The following is a 20,685-nucleotide window of genomic DNA, read 5'->3' on the forward strand; positions in this document are numbered from 1 at the left end:
AGATTCAAGAGAAGATTCATTCAGTTACTCTCATTATGTAATTCATCCATGTTTGTTCCCATTAGGGAATGTCCTATAGCGCTACAGGAAATCCCTCGTTCTATAAAAAGATACAAAAAAGCCTCCCACTAATAGAGGGAAGCTTCTATGAAGGCGGACCAGTTTTTGCAATCGCACTTTTTGGCCGTGATTAATCTTTCTTTTGACCAGTTAATGAGAGCATGATAAAGGAAATGAAGATCATCGAGCATACCCAGGCCCAGGCCATAGGAAGATAACCAGAATCCACCGCAATATAAATGGCAGTCGGAATCATTTGTGTTTTACCCGGAATATTCCCGGCAATCATCAGCGTAGCACCAAATTCGCCCAGACCGCGGGCAAAGCCGAGTACAAAAGCGGCTTTAAAAGAAGGAAAAATTTCAACGAACGTTTTTCCTTTAAATGATCCTAATCGAGATATCCACCAGGCCGCAACCAAGCTTACTACGATAACCAACACACTCGATAACAGCGCAACCTGCAACGATAATTGGATAGGAGACCAATATTCATTCCAATCCAGGTCCTGCATGATCACTTCGGTATGGAAAATCCATACTTAGCCATGATATCCAAAGACTCTTGCGTTTGTAGGTACGCATAAAAGTCTTCAGCATCTCGGCTATGTTTTGAAGCTTTAACAATTCCGATTGGATATTCAACAGGTGAATAAGCTTTAGGATCAACCTCAAAGGGAATTGTGCTTCCTGTGCGTAGCTGCCAGCAGGAACACTTTCAGGAATACCGATCGCCACTTTCTTCACTTCTTCTATTGTTAAATCTGTTATGCTACCGATATTCATTGTTCCGTACCGCATCCTGAAAATTATAAAACGATGAAAAAAGTCAAAAATAAAAAAATGCTATTTTAATAAATTTTTGCATTTTGTTTGACTCCTCCATGTTAGTTCATCATTATGTGATGGGTTTCGTTATTGCTGTGCCTGTCTCGTACGTTCGACTAGTGTACAATTTTCAAGAAGAATATGATTAAAAATGTCCGCTTCCAGATTTTCGAACCGCTTCAATACGAGCCGGTGCGTACCACAAGCCTCCTGCAGCGGCTCAAAACCGTTTGTGATCAAGCGCAGTTCCTTCAGTAATTCCACCACTGCTTGATGTTCATCTTGCAACTTGGATAAATACGGATTTAGTGCGTCTGCCCGCTCAACTGTCGATTCCTGTAAAAACGCTTGAATCATCGGAAACACAAGGTTTTCCTCATTTTGAATATGTTCCGATAATTCCTGTTTAAGCAAGGTGAACAGTTCATTAACTCGCTTTAGATGCGGATAACGTTCGCCGTGAACCCGCGTTAGTTTGGTTACATACGGCGTGAGCGCCGATAGTTCTTCGCTAGGCTTTGTATGATACTCTTCCTGGATATAGGCGATTAGTTCTTTTGGTTCGAGTGAAGAAGGTCGCATTTGCTTTTGCTGTGCCTGACTTTTCTCCACTTCATGCACCTGCGCCAGCAGTTCACCAGCGTGGAGACCTCGATTGGCAGCTGCTTCACGGAGCGATATTTTCCCACCACAGCAGAAGTCAATCCGCAGTTTACGGAACAAATCTCCTGTTTTTGGTACTTCTTTCACAATGTCCGCTACCCATGTTTCTTCCGTTAACTGGCTCATCATCCATTCCCCCATCTTACTTCGGTTTTATGGTCCACTTTCATTCTACGTCTCCCTTAGAGCTGAACCAATCAGGGCATCCCCTCTTTCACAAGAGGAAATAGCCTGATTATAAAAAATCTGAAAGCAACTGTTCAGCCGCTTCTTTGCCTTGAGCGATACAATCCGGAATTCCAACGCCTCCATAACCAGCACCGCATAGAAATACATTCGGTAAGTGCTGTGAAAAGTCATGTCTCACCCTCGCCATATGCTCTTTGTGTCCAATCGGATATTGCGGCATCGATTGATTACACCGACTGACTTCGGTCAGTTCTGGTTCAGCTTCGAGCCCCATTAAATCTTTCAGGTCTTTGCGCGCCGCAACCACAAGTTCATCGTCTGTCATCTGAACCCACTCCTGTGCACCTGCATGTCCGATATAGGTTCGTAAGAGGGTATATCCTTCAGGAGCAGTATGGCTCCACTTTGTCGAAGAACATGTACATGCCGTAATCATTTTGCCTTCTTTGCGTGGTACCAGAAATCCTGTTCCCTCAAAAGCAAGATTAAGATCTGTATTTTTATAAGCAAGGGCAATATTGGCTACAGAAACATAGTTAATCTTGTTTAACCAGCTAGCGCTTGCAACACCGGAGAATAATTTAGCCGCCTCAAAGGCTGGAACAGCGCAGATCACTGCATCAGCATCTATTTTTTGTCCATGTTCTAAAATGACCTGATAACCGCTTTCTTTCCTTACTTCAACTACACCTTGTCCCATAACAAAACGTACGGTATCCAGTCTTTCCTTTAGCCGCTCCACGATTGTAGATAATCCTGACCGATAAGAAAGAAACATACTTTTCTTAGCGATATCCGGCAGTTTTTTTTGTACAGCCGACTTTCTTCCCGCCCCTTTAGACATACCTTTAATCAGACTTCCATGCTTTTGTTCCATCTGCTTAAATTGAGGGAAGGTTGACATCAGGCTAAGAGAATGTGTATCGCCAGCGTAAATTCCAGACAGTAGAGGTTCTGTAATCTGCTCCAGAACTTCTTTGCCGAGGCGCCTCTTGATAAAATCACCTAGAGATTCGTCCGCATCACCTTTCTTCGCCGGGATGATTAAATCCAAGGCTGCCCGTGCTTTCCCCAGCGGAGAGATAAGTCCCGTCCGAATGAAAGGGGTGAGCTTCGTTGGAATGCCCAGAATGAAGCCCATCGGCATCGTGTGAAGCTTGCCCTTATGCAAAATACAGGCAGATTTGGCCTTTGGGTTTGTCGACACCAGCTCTGCTTCCAGTCCCAACTCCATGGTCAGATCCAATATAGCCGTCTTTCTGGCCAAGAAAGCATCCGGTCCTTTTTCGATCATAAAATCGTTTTGGCGAACGGTTTGCAACTTTCCTCCCAGACGGTCGCTTTTCTCCACCAGTGTAATCTCCACCTCAAGCTGTCTATCCTCAGCCAGCTTTTTCACATAAAAGGCAGCACTTAAACCGCTTATTCCTCCACCCAGAATGACAACTCTTTTCGCATTTTTATTCATGAAAACACGTTTCCTCCCCAATCCCAGGTACATACGCACAATAAGGATCACTTTCCAAATAGTCTCCTGTTATTGCAAAAGCCCTTGCTCTGGAGCCCCCACAGACTGTCTTGAATTCACAGACGCCGCATTTACCTTTAAGTAGAGACTTATTTCTAAGACTGGTCATGATTGGAGAGCTGCGATAGATATCAACCAGGTTGTCCTTTCGTACATTTCCACATGAAAGAGGCAGAAAACCGCTTGGGTACACTTCGCCAATATGACTGATAAAAAGAAATCCATCCCCATCGTTTACTCCTTTAGGCGCACGTCCTAAAACATCTGCCCTCTTTTGTTTATCCACCTCACCACTCTTACCTGCTCTGTGCTTTTCCTGTAGTACAACCCTTCGGTAGTGGGGAGCTTCTGTAGCCTTTACGCCGTACGGCATCTGTTGCTGTATGTGATACAGCCACTTCATTACGGCTTCATGCTCATCAGGAGTAATCATATCTTTCTCCATGCCACGCCCGGTTGGAACAAGGAAAAATAAGCTCCATAGCACAGCCTGCATTTCCTTTACCCTTTCTGCAATTTGCTCCAGATCATGAAGATTGTACCGGGACACCGTAGTGTTCACTTGAATAGGGATGTCCAGTTCCTTCAAATAACCAATTCCTCGCATGGTCGTATCGTAAGAACCCGGAGTACCCCGAAAATGATCGTGAATGTCTGCGCATGAACCGTCAAGACTAAAAGCCCACCGTGATAACCCAACTTTCTTTGCTTTTTCTACCGCTGCTCGTGTCACTTTAGGGGTGGCACTGGGGGTCATTGAAACCGACAGCTTTTTCTCTTCAATTGCATATTGAGCCAATTCAAATAGATCAGGACGCATTAAAGGATCTCCGCCTGTGAATACAACAAGCGGATGATTCATTTCAGCGATTTGATCCATCAGTTTTTTACCCTCTTCTAATGTCAGTTGGCGAGGGTCAGGTTTGTACTGAGCTTCCGCTCTACAGTGAAGGCATTTTAAAGCACAAGCTCGTGTCACCTCCCAGATGACTATAAACGGGTCAATATGATAATCTCGCGGCGTTTTCAAAGATATCATTGATGTCTCTCCTTTTTAGAAGTATAAAAACAGCACACATACATAGAGCATCATTGAAAATCCAATTTCCGCCATGCCAACTTCTTTTGCCTGTAATCCGAGTTTAGGAAGCCATATGGCTCGTATCAACAAAATAAAAAAAGGAACAAACAGGGGGAACTTTAACCAAGCGGAAAACAACATAATCACCACATGATATATGATGGAAGCATAATAATAACGTATATTTTTTCGTTCACGAATGATCGTTTTGACATACAAAGCGGTTCCAATAAAGTAGGACACCAAAAGCAAGAATAGCTCTGTTGCTACTCTCCAATTGTTTCCTTCCCCCATATAAATAACGGGATATATAAAAGAACAAAACAGTAGAATCGCAATAATGTCATTTAGTAAAGCACGTTCATTTTTCGTTTTTGCAAAATAAATATTAGCCATAAAAAAAAGCAGTAGCAGAACTCCATACCAGATCAACGCAGGCTCAAACCATACAAGAGAAATTAAAAAAGGAAGTAATATCACTCCGTATACAACGGCGGGTTTACGGTATCTTTCACTGTTGCCTGTTTTGATCCATTGGAGAACAGGAAAACTGAATAAGTAGATAAAAAACCAGCACACAAATAGTGGTATATGAATAAGCTCCCCTTGAGAAGCCGCTAAACCGAATAAAAATGGAAGAATGAGCATTGCCCAAGCCCCATGTTGATTGGGTATGTATCTGCTCATCCCCTTCAAAATCTTGATCCTTTTTTCACAATCTTTTTTATATTTGTTATTTCGGTTAATCGACTCATCATCCATTCCCCCAAGATTGAATTTTTTCATCTAATTTCATTCTAAGTATTATATGAAATTGAACCAATTAGGGAGTTCCCTTTTCCATAGGGGGGAATAGCCTAACCGGAAAAACAACGCTGTTTTCTTATGCTATACTGTACTCAAAAAAGGGAACAAGGAAAGGATGAACTGTTATGGGAGGACCATCTTTGCGTCAACTGCATGCTCATCATGCCATTCATCAAGGTGGGCTATCTGGTGCTCTAGATAAGACGAGAGAAGTAGAGGAATTGCTCAAAGCAAAAGAATTCAAGGTGGCGCGCCAGGCTGCCGACCACTTGATCGAATATTGGGAAACGCGCATTCTCAGCCATGCTGATGCAGAAGAGGAAGGATTCTATCAGGAAAAAGTCGAGAAAAAACCGGAGCTGCAGGAAGCCGTCGTCAAACTTACACGGGATCATGATCTGCTTCGAATCATTGTAAAAGAGCTCAAAGCCGGGATCCGTGAAGAAGGGCTTACGCCTGAAGTTCTTCAGCAGTTCCACGCGCTTCTGGTTGTCAATGCCATTCATAGCCGGGAAGAAGAACGTCTGTTGTTTGAGGAACTGTCATGATCAAGATGTGGCGTAATTATTCACTTTCTCTATAAAACGTGCCGAAGAAATAGTCCAGCTCGACAAGGCGCTCCGTAAATGAACCTTTTTCGTGGAAAGACTATGCAAAAATGCTGTTGCCACCCGCTCTTTTGTAATCTCTCCCTTATGCGTCCAAACATCCCCACCAACCAACATAAAGAGCAGGGTTTTGGTGTGTTCTATGTATGATCGCTATTCATCTTTATATTTAAAAGCAATTGCCGTATTTCCTGATCGGGAATCAAAATAAGAGGAGATTTCCCCCCAATTCAGTTCGTATTCCGTGTGTAACAAACGATTATGCTCCCTTTGCCGCTTCCTCTCCCCTTCCTCAGTCCAATTATCCCACGAAGTTGGAAATTAATCGCCAAGGTTTGGTCGAGGGCATCACCATACTCCTCAGGGATGTCTTCACCATCCCAAACCGGATATTCATTCTCTTTAGCTCGGGGAATAGCGGGAACGCCTTGATTTGCATAAATGCCGGACCAAAATCTTTTTCAACCAAATTCTCCAGTGCTGCATACTCACGGATACACATATACCCTTCCATGTCCTCGTGGTCCAATACATCGGGAGACAGGAAGAGCGTCAACAGCTTGACGCTGCGCATAGCTTGAGGGACAAAGGGCAAGGCAGGCAAATGTTTTTCTATAAGGTTTAGGAAGTTCTTCTTTTAGCCAACTTTCCTTTGTTCCTTTCCAGATTTCAAAAAGAGTAACCTCATTTGAATTATCAATATCATCTGAAAGAACGGCACTTACAAAAGCTGGTTCATGTTCCATCGCTCTCATATTAGCAGATAATAGTTCTTTGAATCCTTCCTTTTTTTCACTTTTAATTTTAAATCTTATATAGAGTATTACGTTTTCTTTATTATTACTCATAAATATCCTTTAACTTAATAAGTTTAAACTTATCATTAAATAAATCAACAAAGCTTATGACTGAGACAAAATTCCTTTAACAAACAATGAGACACTGTGCTTGTAGAACTCTTCCTCGGTGACGAGTTGGGACTGATATTGCCGGTGAATTAGCTCGCTCATCTGAAATCCGTAGCACATCGAGAGAAAAGACATGGCGGCAAGACGCTCATCCTGTCTGGCTATAACTTTTTTCTTCTGCAGGCGTTCAAAATATTCAACCAGCAAGGAGTGCAGCTTCACCGGCGGATCGGCCAGCACTCTGTCCAATTCGGGTAGCATTCCTTTGTCGCGGATACCAATCAAAATGATGTCCGCATTTTTATGGAAAAACAAACGGTACTGCTGACTTACATTCAGCAGATCGACTTCCGGATTATCGGTCGCGTCCTCTTTTAACAGCTTCTCAAATTGCGGGATATCTGAATGTCTTTCAATGATGGCTTCCAATATGCCTTGCTTGCTTCCAAATTGCCGGAAAATCGTAGATTCATTGACTTTAGCTTCCGTTGCAATGGCTTTGGTGCTTACTCCCCGATAGCCCTTCTTTTTGATGAGCCGTGTCGCGGCTTCAATGATTCTGTCTGATGTTTGCATTGTATTTCTCCTTTTGCATATGTTAAACCTATTCTACTACAAGTTTTACTATGCAGCAGGGTCGGGGTTCATCATTTTCATAAACGTTTATTTAAGGCAAATCGCTTCTTTTTTCCCAGCGGCTTGGTTCCGTAATCTTGACATGATCAGGCACCAATTGCATGAGCGTGCCTAATTTATCAAATGTAATCTGGATTCGGTCAGAGGGCAACAGCCATTGTTCGGTCTCGATTGCGCAGCAATCCGGTATCGTCCCCATTCCTATAATCGTGCCCGGGAGCGGCGTGAAAACTTTGAGAACCTCCTCCATCACTTTTGCAGGGTGTGCAGAATACTCGGATGTGCTTCCCTTCCAGTGCAGTCTCTCCCCGATGCGTACATCCACATCCAGTGCCAGCGGGTTGTCGATTTCATCCGGCGTAACCAGAAATGGTCCTATTCCTTTGCTGCGATCAAAATCTTTGCAGCGCGTCGGTCCGATCAGCGCCTGGAAATCCGGCCACTGCACATCGCGGACAGTACTGTCGTTAAAAATAACATAACCTGCAATGCAGTTCCCCTTCCCTGTAACAAAGGCCAGCTCCGGCTCGATATCCAGGTAGGAAGAGTACGAAGGCCAATGAATCGTATCCCCATCGCCAATTAATGCATTATGGTTACACTTGTAATAACTGAAAGTTACTTTATTCGGATCTTTCTGGAATTTTTCAGCAATTTTTCGTTTAAGCTCTTCTCTTTCCGGCCCTGTATATTCTCTTTGCAACAGATTTACGCCAGCATTTCTCAGATGTCTTGGCGTCAGCCCGAAATCGATAAGCGCAGCCGGATTCGGAACCGGCGGCAGCAGTTTTACCGCTGCAATCGGGCAGATTTCATTTTCATTGAATTGATGCGACTGTTCGACAGCATATTGCATCAATTCCTTAGCGGCATCATAACTTGTCGGCAAATAATGAAGATAGCTGTCTATACTTTCAAGACTGTCAATGAATGTTCCCTGCTTTTTCATGATTGCGGCAAAAGACACGACAAATTTCTCGTTAATTACAAGCCCAAACAAAGGTTCCTGGGATGTCTTGGTTTGAAAGGTTACTAGCTTCATGTTGCAACTCCTCCATCCATGTAGTGTGATGTTGTTCTGTTACTATCATAAAGCATAGAACAAATGCATGCAAGTACTTGCTTGCGTTTTGTTTTCCATTCTCTATAATAAAGACATAGCCAGTATGCCTTACCCCAAAAACATATACACAAAGGAGAATTTTTATGAAGTATGGACGTATTATACAAAAGCCTCGCGTTAAATTTTTTGAAGTCGCAGATGGCGTCTTTGCCGGTATTTCGCCGTATCGCGGGATCAGTTGGGCCAATGCCGGGTTCATCAACAAGGGTGAAGGGCTGGTGTATGACACGTTCTTCGATTTGTTCCATGCACGGGAAATGCGGAAGGCTTTTATGGAAGTAAGCAACGGCGGCTCTCCCGCATATGTGGTGAACTCGCACTATAACAGCGACCATGCCTGGGGAAACAAAGTGTTTGAAGATGCTTGCATTATTATGCACAAGGAAGCGTCCAGAGAGCGTCTCACCGAAAATATCGCCTGGATGGACAGCGTCATTAGAAGAGGAAAGAATTCTCCGGAATCGACTTCGGGCGAGCGGTTTTTTGCAGCGGAATTTGAAGGATTCGACCTGGAAGGCGTAGAATGGGTGCTCCCGAATATTGAGATAAAGGACGATATCAACATCCGTCTTGGAGATACGGAAGTTATGATTTACAACGTAGCTCCGGCCCACTCGGACAGTGACTTGCTGCTGTGGATGCCAAAAGAAAAAGTGCTGTTCGCCGGCGATGTCGTGTTTAACGGTTGTACGGCATACAGCGAAGAGGGAACCCTCAATTGGGTTAAAGTGCTTGATCGCATTATTGATGAAATTAAACCCGAAATCGTTGTTCCAGGACATGGCGCCATCTGCGGCCTGGACTTCGTGAAGGAGCAGAGAGACTACCTCCTGAATCTGATCAGCGAGTTCAACAAGCATTACAATGGCGAAATTGATTCCTTGTCCCTGACCAAGCAAATTGATATTTCCCGCTTTCTTCATTGGATTCAGCCAGAACGCTTGTATGTTACAGTGGATATCCTATTGAAAAGCAAACGAGGGTTACCACCCCTTCCAATTTGGAACGAGGTGCCTGCTAAGCTGGAAGACATGAAAGCTTTTTTGACCGGAAAATATGGCAATCAGATCAAGCCATGGGACCCTATGAGTGTTTGGCAAGAATAGTGCATGCAAGCCGTTATCAAGGGCGTATTGTACGGCATCGCTGCAGCATTGCCTGTCTTTCGCAAGCGGGGTTCCGGGCATTTCGTCAATATTGCTTCTACAGCGTGACATAAAACGGTACCGAGCCAGTCCGTTTATTTTGCCACGAAATTTTGCCGTCCTCGCCATCTCCGAGGGTTTGCGGCAGGAAGCCGGTGATAAGGTCCGGGTAACGATCATTTCACCCGGTTTTGTTCGGACGAATTTCGCTGAAGGGGTGCCGAATCTAGAGGTGAGGGCCCTGCTCGAAGAATCTCGTGACAAGTTCGCGTTGCCGTCAGAGACGATTGCCCGTGCCATAGCGTACGCAATCGAGCAGCCAGCTGACGTTGATGTGAACGAGATCGTGATTCGCCCCACATCTCAAGCGTAAGGTAACAGGGGATGATGTAAAGAAGGTCGAAATTCGTAATAACAGTCCCGATGAAGCGTGTATACATCGGGACTTTTTTCATTAAGCTTCATGATCCCCGTATTCTCGCCTACGAAATGCCCCCGCTAGTAAGCAGTGTATCGCACAATTGACGGATGTACCTGACTGGGGGGAGCCCAAACATACGGGCGTATTCGCGGCTAAAATGGGAGGGACTTTCGTAGCCGATCTGAATTGCCGCCTCGGCCGCTTTTGTCGTTTCGGTTAAAGGGCAGCCCCGCTTTGGCTGGCTTTTTTACATGCCCATAATGAGAGTGAAAAATAAGAATTTCGGATCATCACTACTCCTACCTTTCTCCCTTATTGTTCCTCATAAACTCGTACAAACGACTTATTTTCGGTTTAAATCCCTTCCTTTTTTTGCTAACGCCCACTAGATTCACTAAAATATAAGTAATCATTTTAATCATCCGAGGTGGACATCATGGCTAAAATTATGGTTCCTTCTGAGAAACTGGAGGCAGTTTCCAGGCAGTTCGTACAGGCACGCGAGTTGGGCGCACAAATTTGCGGACAACTGTCACAGCATATTCAAATGCTGGAAAGCAGCTGGGCAGGAACGACACAGCAGCGCTTTTATCAGGATTTTCATAAGGCACGAGGGCAAATGGATGCTTTCACTCAAACCGTCGGCTAAGTTAGCACAGAGCTGCGTTCTATTGCGGTAAAATTCAAGGAAACAGATACGCAAGCAGACACGGGGATTTGCAAAGAAAATCATAACGGACAGATAGGCAACAATGAGAGAGCCACTTCCGGAAAAAAAGCGCTCCTGAATATACTATAGCTTGGCTCTATCGTATGCAGCTACAAGAGCCACAACCACTGCTGCCGAGTTGGCCGCAGCCAAGTCAAGATTGGAATTAAAGGAACCCGCCGCTTCTGCTCCGGCAAGATCAGACAGAGAACGAACAGCCAGAAACGGGACACCAAACTGATACGCTGTCTGGACGACCGCGGTCCCTTCCATATCCGTCACCTTGGCTTCAGGAAACTGGCTGCGAATAAAATGAGCCCGCTCAGCCTGGTAGATAAAGGAGTCTGCCGTCGTAATCAAGCCAGTAACGATCTGCCCCTCAATCTTGGTCTCTACCAGCGTTTCTGTCGCAAAATCAAGCAGCGCTTGCTCGACCGGATAACTTGCCGGCATCTGCGGCACCTGCCCATATGTATAGCCGAACGCCGTTCCATCCACATCGCTGTAAGTTAGCTCGGTCGCCACTACGACATCCCCAACACGGAGCGCTGGATCAAGCCCGCCAGCAGACCCGGTATTAATGACAAGTTCCGGGTTAAAGCGCTCAATCAGCAGCGCTGTAGTCAAGGCCGCGTTCGCTTTGCCAATTCCCGATTGCAGCAAAACAACTTCCTTGCCCTGAAGACGACCTGTATAAAAAATTCCATTTGCGATCCGGGTCATGCTTATCCCTTCGATCTGCGCTTTCAAACCTGCTATTTCTTCTTCCATGGCTCCGATAATGGCTATACTCACAGTTCGTTTCTCGCTCCCTCCATGAATTCCCTGCATTTTAGTTTATTTTTTAAAAATGCCCGTTGCGGCGATTCTCTGCACCGCCTCCAGCAGCCGTTCTTCACTATTCACCAGACTCACCCTCACATAGGAAGCCCCGGCCCGACCAAAGCCTTCGCCGGGAGCCACTGCAACATGCGCCTCGTCTAATAAAAAATCCACAAAAGAAGCGGAGGTATAGCCCTCAGGCACCTTGAACCAGGCAAAAAAAGACCCTTTGGGCACGGCTACGTCCCAGCCAATACCACGCAACGCCGCAATGAGAACATCGCGCCCGCCACCGCTCATATAATGCCGCCAGCTCCCGCACCAGCTCCTGCGAACCCAGTAATGCCACAGCACCCGCATCCTGCACCGCTCCAAAAACAGTGCTGTAAGCATGTGTATGATAATGCTTGAGCGCACCGATAACAGACGCGTTTCCAACAGCAAAGCCGAAGCGCCCTTCAAAGCACTGATGATATGGGCCAGTGTCGGCTGATTCGGGTTCCGGCTACCAAATTGGTTACATCTACTTGCTTTTGTACAGGTTCACTTTGTCGTCCATTGCGCTAAAATAGTTGTCAGGCAGCGCCTTGACGAGATCAGAGGATGAAAAAATCACGTTCATCTCTACCTTTTATCCATAAGATACAGGCTGACAGTGTCAGCCCGCAGAAGACAATAACCCCATATTATTTAAAATAACTTGGCAGCTTATAGCCTTCATAAACCGGATTCGATTTGATGTACTTTTGGAATTCCTCCGAATGATACCCCTCAATGATGTCTTTGACGAATGGCTTGTCCTTGTTCTTGCTATCCACAGCGACCACGTTCGTGAATGGGTCTGTCATATTTTCAAGCTGTAATGCCGAGGTCAGCTTCATTCCATTCGAAACGGCAAAGTTCCCCTGAATAGCGGCAAAATCAACATCCTCCAGTGCGCGCGGTCCCTGTGCTGGGTCGGTAGCCACAAATTGCAAATGATGCGGATTAGAGGTAATGTCGTTCACCGATGTTTGCAGTGGATCAATATTATCCTTTAACGTAATCCAGCCCACTTCCTTTAAAATATCGAGCGCACGCAACATATTGACTGGCTCGTTCGGCAGGTTGATTTGAGCACCGCTGCTGACTTCGTCAAGACTGGTATGCTTGCTGCAGTTCAATCAAATTCCAAGTAATCCTATGTGTTTATAAATATTACAATGATATTTTAATAGTTGTCAACAACATTTAATAACACATCTTCTGCATAATAAAAAAACTGCTTTTCGCAGCATGAAAAAAGACGCTCCCTTTTCGGAAGCGCCTTTCAACTGTACTATTTACTTCGCCAGATTTAGCTTGGCATCCTTGATATCATACAACGTTCCTTTGTTGCTATCTACGAGCTTTTTCATTTGTTTATTGGCCAGTCCGCTTGCAGAAACTATCGCATTAAAAGTAACGCCATTTTTCTGTAATTGCTCGTTTATTTCGTCCACTGAAAAACGGGCTTTACCCAGCGCTGTATTTTTATCGTGAACAGGTGCATCTGTAATGAATATGATGGTTTTGGCATTAGAGCTTTTGGAAAATTTACTTACAGCCAGCTGAATGGCCTCCAGCCCAGATTCATTCAGATCCCCGCCAGCAGAAGGACGTAACGTATTCAAATTCCCTTTAAACTTGCTCTTATCCGCTGTAAAATCAAAATACTCCAAATCTTTATCTGCTGTTAAATTAATGTCCCGAAATGCAACAACGGCAAATTGGGAGCCGGATGGAACCGAATCAACAAAACCCTTAACCTTCTGTCTTACATAATCCAGCGTTCCTGTCATACTACTCGTAACATCAATAACGAATACGATATCAGAAGATTTGGTGATGGTACTGGATATATTGTTCAGTATGGCAGGCTTCGATTGTGGCTCAGTGTTGGCCTCGTCTTCCTCCATTAATTGTTCACTTTCATTTGTTGTTAAAACCTGCTGCTGGGCAAGAAAGATCACAACACTCTGAGCGGCAATATTCCACTTTACCTTGGCTCCCAGGGCCTCACTTACAAAGCGAATAGGAACCATCACTTTGCCGTTAATTAATCTCGGCGCTGCATTGAGACGCACTAACTTACCATTGATATAGGCATCTCTGGAGCCTACGGTTAACTTGATCGTTGTATTCCCTTTGGTTGCGGTAACGGTCTTCGTAGCACCATCCCATTTCACCTTTGCTCCAAGCGCCTCAAAAACAGCACGAAACGGCACCAGCATGCTTCCGCTAATCGAAGTCGCAGGCTGCTCATATTGTTGCTGCTTCCCATCAATAAACACCAAAACCTGAGCCTTGTTATTATTTACGGGAATAAACTGGGGGACAGAAGCTGCCGAATTCCCAGACTGATCCATCATTTTAATATAAAAGTAGTAGCCGCCCGTAGACAAGTTCAGGTTATTCAAAGAATAGCTAAACGTTGTTTCCGGATCGAACTGAATGCGTTTAACCAATTGTTCTTCCGAATTTTTCACCATAACGTAGGAAGTGTACGTGGGCTGAATATTTTTCATCTTCAAACGAGCTGTAAACGACGTACCAGAAGAGTTGATTGCAAATGTACCCGGAAAATTTTCTCCAGATGGGATAGACAAAGGAATCTCGGGTGATTCATCTACAGCTTGATCTTCTTTAGACTCGATAACGGGCTGCGTTACTTTCGGCTCATCAACAGATGGAGTAGCCTCTGGCTCACTAACCGTTGGAGTTAATTTAGGTTCGTCTGCGGATTGAGCCACCTTCGGCTCTTCTACAGGCTGCGTCGTCTCGATGATATCAGATATATTATAATAAAAATAAATTTTCGCTCCATCAGAAGGGGCTTGTGCCTTATCCTTAATCGTTACCGTCTTATTCACATAATCTACCATCAATTTAGAAGCAGGAATACTCGTCTCATATCCAACAGATTGGTTAATGATTAAGTTAACTTTAGCCCCCTGCTTAATGGTATGGTTCGTCGTTATTTTAAAAGTACGATTCTCACCATTCCCTTCCGCAAGTGCTACCCCGGCCATATTTCCTTGAGTCCATTCCATGCCTGAACTTATAGGAATTACGATATAAAGTTCTGTCCCGGGCTCAGGTGCTTTTTTTGTTTCGGGAATGATGATTGCAGCGTTGGCATAGTCAACGATATAATCCGTAGAAGGAATCTCCATCAGATTTTGATATAGTCGAACAGGGGTATTCGATGGAATTGGATTACCACCATTAAATTGAAAAACACGCCTTGAACCATTACCATCCTCAAGTATAAATACGAGATCATTCCACTTTCTTGATGCTGAATCCGTGTCTGCATGTGCTCTTTCTGTTCCTACAGCAAACAAACCCATGAGCATCGTAGAAAACATAAATAAAAATATAATCCTTCTGAACTTCATCCTTATTTCCCCTTTGAATCTTTCTTTTTGGTAAATCATAGCATAGAGTTAGATGAAGTTCATTCCATCTGATGACAATTATGGATATGGAACCTTACTTTTTTTCAAGCTGTTGTTCCATATTCTTATGTAGCTCCCTGAATTGATTCTCATGCTGCAGTAGCCATTCCTTTCTCCATAAGCCCCCCGCATAACCCGTTAATTTCTGGTTGGAACCAATAGTTCGGTGGCATGGAATCACGATACTCAGCTTGTTTTTCCCATTGGCGCTGCCTACAGCCCTAATGGCTTTTTCTTTTCCAATCGAAAGGGCAATGTCTTTATAGGCCGCCGTTTCACCGTATCCCGATCAGAGAACATGATAGAACGGCCAGCTTCATCTGTGCCCATATTTCTATCTCTCCAATCGGGGACGCATAATTCAATACATATTGCCTGCTCATAAAAGGATAACAACCTCCTGTGTCTATAGATCTACAGCATCTATTCACCTGTTCAGCTTCCTGTATTCACTAGGGGAACACTGCTTCAAACAGCGAAATGCCTTATAAAAATTCGAAGGACTTTGAAAGCCCGTCTCATAGCAAATCTCAAGATTGGCACGCTCCGTGCTTTTAAGCAGATAAGCTGCTTTATCCACTCTTATTTTTTCCAGATAGGTACGCGGGGTTTCTGAGGTTTCCTGTTTAAAGATTCGATCCAGATAAAAGGGACTTACTCCAGCATAATCCGCAATATTCTGCAATACCAGCCTTTCCTTATAGTGATTGACCAGAAAGGTAACCACAGTCTGGACAAGCCTGATATACGGTGAATGATCCATATGAGGCTGACATCTTTTGCAGGCACGAAACCCCGCCTTTTCCACTGTGTCGATGTCATCATAAAACTCAACATTTACTTTTTTCGGCTTTTTGGATCGACAGGAAGGTCGGCAGTATATTCGGGTTGTTTTCACCGCGGTAAAAAACAACCCATCATATTTACGATCACACGCCATAATTTTCTCCCACATTTCTTCAAAAGAAAGATTGATTTCAGCCATGATCGAATATTCTGTCCTTTCTATAGTTCATCCTCACGCATATAAATGTGAAGTATCTTGTAGCCCTATCAACTGCTCGGCATTCTTTTGCAAAGCAACCATGATATGATCCGAAAATGCATTGCCAAAGCTAAACCGTTTAACTCCCAACTGCTGAAGCTTACTGACATTCGTCAGACCCGGCAAGGATAAAAGATTAAGCGGAGCATGTACCTGATGTACCACTTCCCTGATCTCCTCGTCAACCTTCAACCCCGGAACAAAAATTCCGCTCGCTCCACTCTCCACATACGCATTTGCTCGTTCGATCGTTTCCAAAAGCGGGGTATCCTTCTGCAAATATGTATCCGTTCTTGCATTTATAAAAAAATCGTTAAATCCATGAGCATCCAGTGCCGCTCTAATCTTGGACAGAAGGTTACTATGCAGAACCACTTCTCGAAGTCCCTTTTGCTGTTTTAATGAATCTTCAATATTAATCCCTGCAACTCCGACATCTGCTGTCCTTAAAACATGCTCTACAATCGTTACTGTGTCCTCCGCATACCCTGCCTCAATGTCTGCCGACACCGGAATCTGGACATGATCTGCAATCGTGCGAATAATTTTTAGATGCTGGTCAAAATCAATAAGCTCCCCGTCGGACAATCCAAGCGTATTCGCAATCCCCCAGCTCGTCGTACCAATTGCCTGAAAGCCTGCCTTCTCCAAAGCCACGGCAGATAACAAGTCCCACGCATTCCCCAAAAACAACAGCTCTTCTGATGTATGAAGTGCTTTAAATTGCTGCATTTTATTCATAAATATAGCCTCCTGATCAGTGATGTAACTCATTTTATCAAGAGGCTGTATTGGTTTCGTCCTCATTCTTGCGCTTATGGTCTGTGGGAATCTATTTGCTTCGAATCCACTAAGCAAATTGAAAATATTTTCGACGTTCTGTCTTCGGAGAATGCGGAGCATCTTATGAGAATAGCTCAAAAAATGCTGGCTTAGAGCGGAAAAGACTGCCCGGGAAGCTCGAAACTTGCAAACTCCTGAAACAGTCTTGTAAAATGTTCCTTAAGTCGAAAGGAAGGTCGTCAGCTCAAACGATAGCCGGATGGAAGTCTGCTATTACTTCGGATATTACGGATTTGCTGCAACGTCAAACGCTGATTGGTAGAGATAAGAGATTCTACATCATTTCCACGAATCAGATCATCCAGGTCAGCGAAGCGGTGATTGCCTCTAAAGACTTGAAAAAGGAACATATGTTCTGTATAATCTAGCTTAGCACATTGTACAATCCTGAACTAACGGAGATGCGGACATGGACACTAAATTTATTGAGGAACTGCGCGAGATTAGCAGAAATGACAAGCGGAGATCCGAATTTCTCATCAAGGGTATGAAGGAAACACTTCAGGAAAGAAAAGAAAAAAACTTTATCGAAAGATGGATTTGGCGTCAAAAAAACAAGAAGCGTATAGCGCGGAAGTTCAAATCCTGATAGATTAAAAGGCTTTCTCTCTAACTGTTAGCAGTCTTCATCCAATCAAGTTTATAAGGATTTATCGAGGCTGGTAAAATTACCGAAATTCAATTTGAGTAATAGTCCGACTAGAGGAGATATTGCTGCTAAGTTTAAGAGGGACTCCAAACCTTCTCCATGGCCGGGTCCCCTCTTTTCTACTTACCTATAAACCTTATTCCGTAACACTCGCTTGCCTTTGAACTAAGGATCTCCGTGAAAGTAAATACGTAGCCACAATGGCGATAGCGACCCCTGCTGCTCCAAACCAAGTGATGGAAGCCAGCGAAACCTGACTTACAACCACGCCACCAATTCCGGCCCCGGCTGCCATTGCAAGCTGCATCGTAGACTGATTAAGACTCAGCATCACGCCAGAGGACTCTGGTACGAGAGTGACCAGATTATATTGTTGAGTCGGTCCCGATGTCCAGGCTGCGAACGACCAAAGGATCAGTATAGCGAATACGGCAATCAGGGAGTGGGCTGCTAAGGGAAGCAGGAGCAACGACATCATATGCAGCATCATGCCTCCCAATAATGTAAAGGGAATGCCCTTTTTATCCGCACTGTATCCACCGATTTTCGACCCGATCAAACTGGCAATCCCAAAGACGAGTAATACGATGCTTAGCATATCCTCGCCTACACCTGAGACATCCAGCAAGTATGGGGAAATGTAAGTATACACTAGGGAATAACCCCCCAGCCAAAAGAAGGTAATGCCTAATCCCAAAGCGACTTCGGGCTTTTTGAGAAGAGCAAACTGTTGCAGTAAGGGAACGGGTTTATCTCCTTTTATACGTGGAATCGTCATAGCGATAACAATCAGGGCGATGATCCCTGTCAATGCGATGCCGAGAAATACAGCCTTCCATCCATACGCGGAAGATATCATTCTGCCAAGTGGAATGCCGATAATAAGCGAGGCTGTAAAACCCATAGTGACCGTAGCAATGGAACTGGCCTGCTTGCCGGCTGGAGCCATTTTTGCTGCAATGCTCAATGCCGTAACTACGACCATCCCCGCCCCGAGAGCCATGAGAATACGTGCTGCAATAAACATGCCAAAACCCGGCAAAACAAAGGATAGCAGATTGGCAACTACGAACAATCCGAGAGAATACAGGAGCAGTTTACGTCTGTCCATTTTAGCAGTAACTGCCATCAGAATCGGCGTGCCAATTGCGTAGGCAAGGGAGAACACTGTAATTAACTGACCTGCGGCAGCCACCGTAATTCCCATTGTAGTTGCAATTTGATCCAGAATTCCTGAGATAATATATTCAGATGTGCCTACCAAAAAACTGATTATTGCCAAAATGTATACTTTCCATATGCTCTGCATTTTATATAACGCCTCTTTTCTATTATATTTTTATATTTTTACAAATATCGAAATTAAGACTAAAAAAAATTATGTCATCAAGTATGGGGCATATTTCTTCGCTATTTCAACATCCAGGCTGTAATAAATAAAGGTTCCCTCTTTACGGAACGTCAGTAGTCCAGATTCTGCCATTTTCTTCAGGTGATGCGATAACGTTGAAATTGCAACACTGTTCAGCTTCTCACCCAGAACACAGCAGCACTGGTCACTTTCCTCTTTCAGTAAAAATGCTATTTTGAGGCGAGTCGGTTCTCCAAGCGCTTTATATATTTTTACAGCTTGCTGCATGTCTGTAGCATCTCTCACCCTGTTCAGCCCCCTTCTGCTTCCAGTCTTAATTTCGATGTTTGTCGAAATAAAATTATCATAAACGTTTATAAAAGTAAACCACTTATTTTTAAAACCCTACTTTTCACACTCTGCTGCTGTAAATACGGTCTTTCTGATTACACCATAAAATAATCCCCTATCCACAAGGGATGGAGGATAAGTCACAAGGAAGGCTCTTGCTAGCACAATGCGGTTGCGTCCAGCAGCGTGCAGTACAAGCTACAGAAACGGACACAATACTTCGTGACATGACTAAACCTCCCGTTTTCAGAAAACTAAAATTCCCTCTGCTCAGTCACGCCCAACCGTAGGCTTGCGGATCACAGACACGCTCGATTCCCTGACGATCAGACGAGGCTCGAATTGCACACGCTCGTAATCGCCCGGTGTTTGTTCCTGAATCCGCTTGAGCAGCAGCTCCGCTGCCAATCGGGCCACCTCTTCTCCCATAATGGAAACAGAGCTGATCTGCGGCGTCGTTACCGTAGCCCATAAATTGTTATCAATGCCGACCACAGCAACTTCTTCCGGCACCTTTACACCCAAAGCCTTAAATCGATTCACAATTCCTATTGCTACCATATCGTTAACCGCATAAATGGCATCCGGCATGTGTTTCAAGCTGTAAAAATAATCGGCTGCACGCAGCCCTGTTTCAAAAGAGAAATCATCGCCAAAATAAACAAGTGAAGGGTCCACATGCTGGAGAGACTGTTCATAAGCGAAGTACCTTTCCTCGATTTTATCCTTCGCAGCACCTGCGTATGCAATTCTCGTTCTCCCGATTTTAAGCAAATGCTCCATCACAAGCCGCCCCTCTTGTCGGGCCAAACTGACGATATCGGCTTTAACGTCTTCGCCCAGCTTTTTGCCATAGTTAATGATGGACACCGGAACGCTGGCTTTGTTGATCAGATCGACCAGCATTTTGGGATACGCCAGCGGCATAATAATTAGCCCGTCCACATGCAGCTTCTTGACTTCACGTACCGTTTCAAGCTCCATTCTCGCGTTCCCGGCGGTATTAATTTGCACGACACGGTAACCATGCTGCTTGGCGGCCTGCTCCACAGACCAAGCGATCTCGGGAATAATCGCATTACGAATATCCGGCACAGCCAGCGCAATTTGGAATGTCTGCCGCACCTTCAGGCTCTGAGCCGAGGTGTTGGGCGTAAAGCCCATTTCTTCAATCACTTGCAAAATCAATGCTTTCGTTCTCGGGCTGATGCCCTCACTATCGTTAATAGCCCTGGAGACAGTTGCAATACCGACCCCTGCTCGCTTGGCTACATCCTCTATGGTTACTTTTTTTTGATCTGGCACGCCCAAAATCCTTTCACGGTCGGAATCGTTTTCTGACTTTAAAAAACAAAGTATATTGATATTATACCATAGAATGAGTATCTAAAAATTGAAGTAGTTTTCTCCTCATCGCCGCTTCACTAAAAAAAATTATAA

At 44.5% G+C, this 20,685-nt stretch carries 22 protein-coding genes and 4 pseudogenes; 6 read left to right on the forward strand and 20 right to left on the reverse strand.

The genetic code is table 11. The features are described 5' to 3' along the window. Positions 1 to 190: 190 nt before the first annotated feature. The 6 genes and pseudogenes from NST83_RS17115 to NST83_RS17140 all read right to left on the reverse strand — a co-directional run bounded on the left by NST83_RS17115 (position 191) and on the right by NST83_RS17140 (position 5,110). Positions 191 to 580, reverse strand: a complete 390-nt coding sequence (locus tag NST83_RS17115) for a hypothetical protein (protein ID WP_342415038.1) — start codon at positions 578 to 580, stop codon at positions 191 to 193. After that, positions 577 to 851: pseudogene (locus NST83_RS17120) on the reverse strand (substrate-binding domain-containing protein); the annotation flags it as partial. The gene NST83_RS17115 and the pseudogene NST83_RS17120, both read right to left, overlap by 4 nt. 123 nt (positions 852 to 974) lie before the next feature. Next, positions 975 to 1,676 carry an iron-sulfur cluster repair di-iron protein gene (gene ric / locus NST83_RS17125; RefSeq protein ID WP_342417982.1) on the reverse strand — a complete coding sequence of 234 codons (702 nt, stop codon included), beginning with the start codon at positions 1,674 to 1,676 and terminating at the stop codon, positions 975 to 977. Between the two features lie 109 nt (positions 1,677 to 1,785). Next, positions 1,786 to 3,207, reverse strand: a complete 1,422-nt coding sequence (hemG, locus tag NST83_RS17130) for a protoporphyrinogen oxidase (RefSeq protein ID WP_342415039.1) — start codon at positions 3,205 to 3,207, stop codon at positions 1,786 to 1,788. Then, positions 3,200 to 4,306 (reverse strand): TIGR04053 family radical SAM/SPASM domain-containing protein, encoded by a 1,107-nt coding sequence (locus tag NST83_RS17135; RefSeq protein ID WP_342415040.1) that lies wholly within the window; start codon positions 4,304 to 4,306, stop codon positions 3,200 to 3,202. The genes hemG and NST83_RS17135 overlap by 8 nt, the downstream gene beginning before the upstream one ends. Positions 4,307 to 4,321: 15 nt before the next feature. Then, on the reverse strand, positions 4,322 to 5,110 hold the full coding sequence (locus NST83_RS17140; protein WP_342417983.1) for a YwiC-like family protein: 789 nt from the start codon (positions 5,108 to 5,110) through the stop codon (positions 4,322 to 4,324). Between the two features lie 170 nt (positions 5,111 to 5,280). Between NST83_RS17140 and NST83_RS17145 the strand changes: the two genes are divergently transcribed. Next, positions 5,281 to 5,703, forward strand: coding sequence for a hypothetical protein (locus NST83_RS17145; RefSeq protein WP_342415041.1), 423 nt, complete (start codon positions 5,281 to 5,283; stop codon positions 5,701 to 5,703). Positions 5,704 to 6,251: 548 nt separating this feature from the next. Here the strand turns inward: NST83_RS17145 and NST83_RS17150 are convergent. From NST83_RS17150 to NST83_RS17160, 3 genes are all read right to left on the reverse strand, one after another. Next, a complete protein-coding gene (locus tag NST83_RS17150) occupies positions 6,252 to 6,611 on the reverse strand; it encodes an antibiotic biosynthesis monooxygenase (protein ID WP_342415042.1) in 360 nt (119 codons plus the stop codon). A 54-nt stretch (positions 6,612 to 6,665) separates the two neighbouring features. Continuing rightward, positions 6,666 to 7,247, reverse strand: coding sequence for a TetR/AcrR family transcriptional regulator (locus tag NST83_RS17155; protein ID WP_220025090.1), 582 nt, complete (start codon positions 7,245 to 7,247; stop codon positions 6,666 to 6,668). A 91-nt stretch (positions 7,248 to 7,338) separates the two neighbouring features. Next, positions 7,339 to 8,349, reverse strand: coding sequence for a fumarylacetoacetate hydrolase family protein (locus NST83_RS17160; RefSeq protein ID WP_342415043.1), 1,011 nt, complete (start codon positions 8,347 to 8,349; stop codon positions 7,339 to 7,341). A gap of 164 nt (positions 8,350 to 8,513) precedes the next feature. On the opposite strand from NST83_RS17160, the gene NST83_RS17165 reads away from it, so the two are divergent. Both NST83_RS17165 and NST83_RS17170 read left to right on the forward strand, forming a co-directional pair. Next, entirely contained in the window at positions 8,514 to 9,536 is a 1,023-nt protein-coding gene (locus tag NST83_RS17165) for an MBL fold metallo-hydrolase (protein ID WP_342415044.1), read from the forward strand. A 15-nt stretch (positions 9,537 to 9,551) separates the two neighbouring features. Further along, positions 9,552 to 9,948, forward strand: a pseudogene (locus NST83_RS17170) (SDR family NAD(P)-dependent oxidoreductase); the annotation flags it as partial. Positions 9,949 to 10,057: 109 nt separating this feature from the next. Here NST83_RS17170 and NST83_RS17175 read toward each other — a convergent pair. Then, a pseudogene (locus tag NST83_RS17175) lies at positions 10,058 to 10,216 on the reverse strand (helix-turn-helix domain-containing protein); the annotation flags it as partial. Positions 10,217 to 10,432: 216 nt separating this feature from the next. On the opposite strand from NST83_RS17175, the gene NST83_RS17180 reads away from it, so the two are divergent. Further along, on the forward strand, positions 10,433 to 10,645 hold the full coding sequence (locus NST83_RS17180; protein WP_342415045.1) for a WXG100 family type VII secretion target: 213 nt from the start codon (positions 10,433 to 10,435) through the stop codon (positions 10,643 to 10,645). A gap of 144 nt (positions 10,646 to 10,789) precedes the next feature. On the opposite strand, the gene NST83_RS17185 is transcribed toward NST83_RS17180, so the two are convergent. The 7 genes and pseudogenes from NST83_RS17185 to NST83_RS17215 all read right to left on the reverse strand — a co-directional run bounded on the left by NST83_RS17185 (position 10,790) and on the right by NST83_RS17215 (position 16,792). Beyond that, positions 10,790 to 11,500: a 5'-methylthioadenosine/adenosylhomocysteine nucleosidase gene (locus tag NST83_RS17185; protein WP_342415046.1), complete on the reverse strand. Its 711-nt coding sequence runs from the start codon at positions 11,498 to 11,500 to the stop codon at positions 10,790 to 10,792. A 42-nt stretch (positions 11,501 to 11,542) separates the two neighbouring features. Then, positions 11,543 to 11,981, reverse strand: a pseudogene (locus NST83_RS17190) (aminotransferase class I/II-fold pyridoxal phosphate-dependent enzyme); the annotation flags it as partial. Between the two features lie 232 nt (positions 11,982 to 12,213). After that, positions 12,214 to 12,690, reverse strand: a complete 477-nt coding sequence (locus NST83_RS17195; protein WP_342415047.1) for a MetQ/NlpA family ABC transporter substrate-binding protein — start codon at positions 12,688 to 12,690, stop codon at positions 12,214 to 12,216. Between the two features lie 159 nt (positions 12,691 to 12,849). Then, on the reverse strand, positions 12,850 to 14,946 hold the full coding sequence (locus NST83_RS17200) for a stalk domain-containing protein (protein WP_342415048.1): 2,097 nt from the start codon (positions 14,944 to 14,946) through the stop codon (positions 12,850 to 12,852). A gap of 94 nt (positions 14,947 to 15,040) precedes the next feature. Then, positions 15,041 to 15,262 carry an MGMT family protein gene (locus tag NST83_RS17205; RefSeq protein ID WP_342417984.1) on the reverse strand — a complete coding sequence of 74 codons (222 nt, stop codon included), beginning with the start codon at positions 15,260 to 15,262 and terminating at the stop codon, positions 15,041 to 15,043. A gap of 171 nt (positions 15,263 to 15,433) precedes the next feature. Then, positions 15,434 to 15,991 (reverse strand): Ada metal-binding domain-containing protein, encoded by a 558-nt coding sequence (locus tag NST83_RS17210; protein ID WP_342415049.1) that lies wholly within the window; start codon positions 15,989 to 15,991, stop codon positions 15,434 to 15,436. Between the two features lie 33 nt (positions 15,992 to 16,024). Further along, complete coding sequence (locus NST83_RS17215; protein ID WP_342415050.1) at positions 16,025 to 16,792, reverse strand: isocitrate lyase/phosphoenolpyruvate mutase family protein; 768 nt, start codon at positions 16,790 to 16,792, stop codon at positions 16,025 to 16,027. A 254-nt stretch (positions 16,793 to 17,046) separates the two neighbouring features. Here NST83_RS17215 and NST83_RS17220 point away from each other — a divergent pair, with 254 nt between their 5' ends. Both NST83_RS17220 and NST83_RS17225 read left to right on the forward strand, forming a co-directional pair. Beyond that, complete coding sequence (locus NST83_RS17220) at positions 17,047 to 17,262, forward strand: hypothetical protein (protein WP_342418047.1); 216 nt, start codon at positions 17,047 to 17,049, stop codon at positions 17,260 to 17,262. Between the two features lie 41 nt (positions 17,263 to 17,303). After that, the gene (locus tag NST83_RS17225; RefSeq protein WP_342415051.1) at positions 17,304 to 17,483 is read left to right on the forward strand and encodes a hypothetical protein; all 180 of its coding nucleotides are present in this window, start codon (positions 17,304 to 17,306) and stop codon (positions 17,481 to 17,483) included. 196 nt (positions 17,484 to 17,679) lie between these two features. Here the strand turns inward: NST83_RS17225 and NST83_RS17230 are convergent, their stop codons facing one another. From NST83_RS17230 to NST83_RS17240, 3 genes are all read right to left on the reverse strand, one after another. Beyond that, complete coding sequence (locus NST83_RS17230) at positions 17,680 to 18,852, reverse strand: MFS transporter (RefSeq protein WP_342415052.1); 1,173 nt, start codon at positions 18,850 to 18,852, stop codon at positions 17,680 to 17,682. Between the two features lie 69 nt (positions 18,853 to 18,921). Beyond that, entirely contained in the window at positions 18,922 to 19,200 is a 279-nt protein-coding gene (locus NST83_RS17235) for a metalloregulator ArsR/SmtB family transcription factor (protein ID WP_342415053.1), read from the reverse strand. A gap of 315 nt (positions 19,201 to 19,515) precedes the next feature. Then, positions 19,516 to 20,550, reverse strand: coding sequence for a LacI family DNA-binding transcriptional regulator (locus tag NST83_RS17240; protein ID WP_044648962.1), 1,035 nt, complete (start codon positions 20,548 to 20,550; stop codon positions 19,516 to 19,518). Between the last annotated feature and the right edge of the window lie 135 nt (positions 20,551 to 20,685).

It is taken from the genome of Paenibacillus sp. FSL R10-2782 (assembly GCF_038592985.1).
GTDB lineage: Bacteria > Bacillota > Bacilli > Paenibacillales > Paenibacillaceae > Paenibacillus > Paenibacillus terrae_C.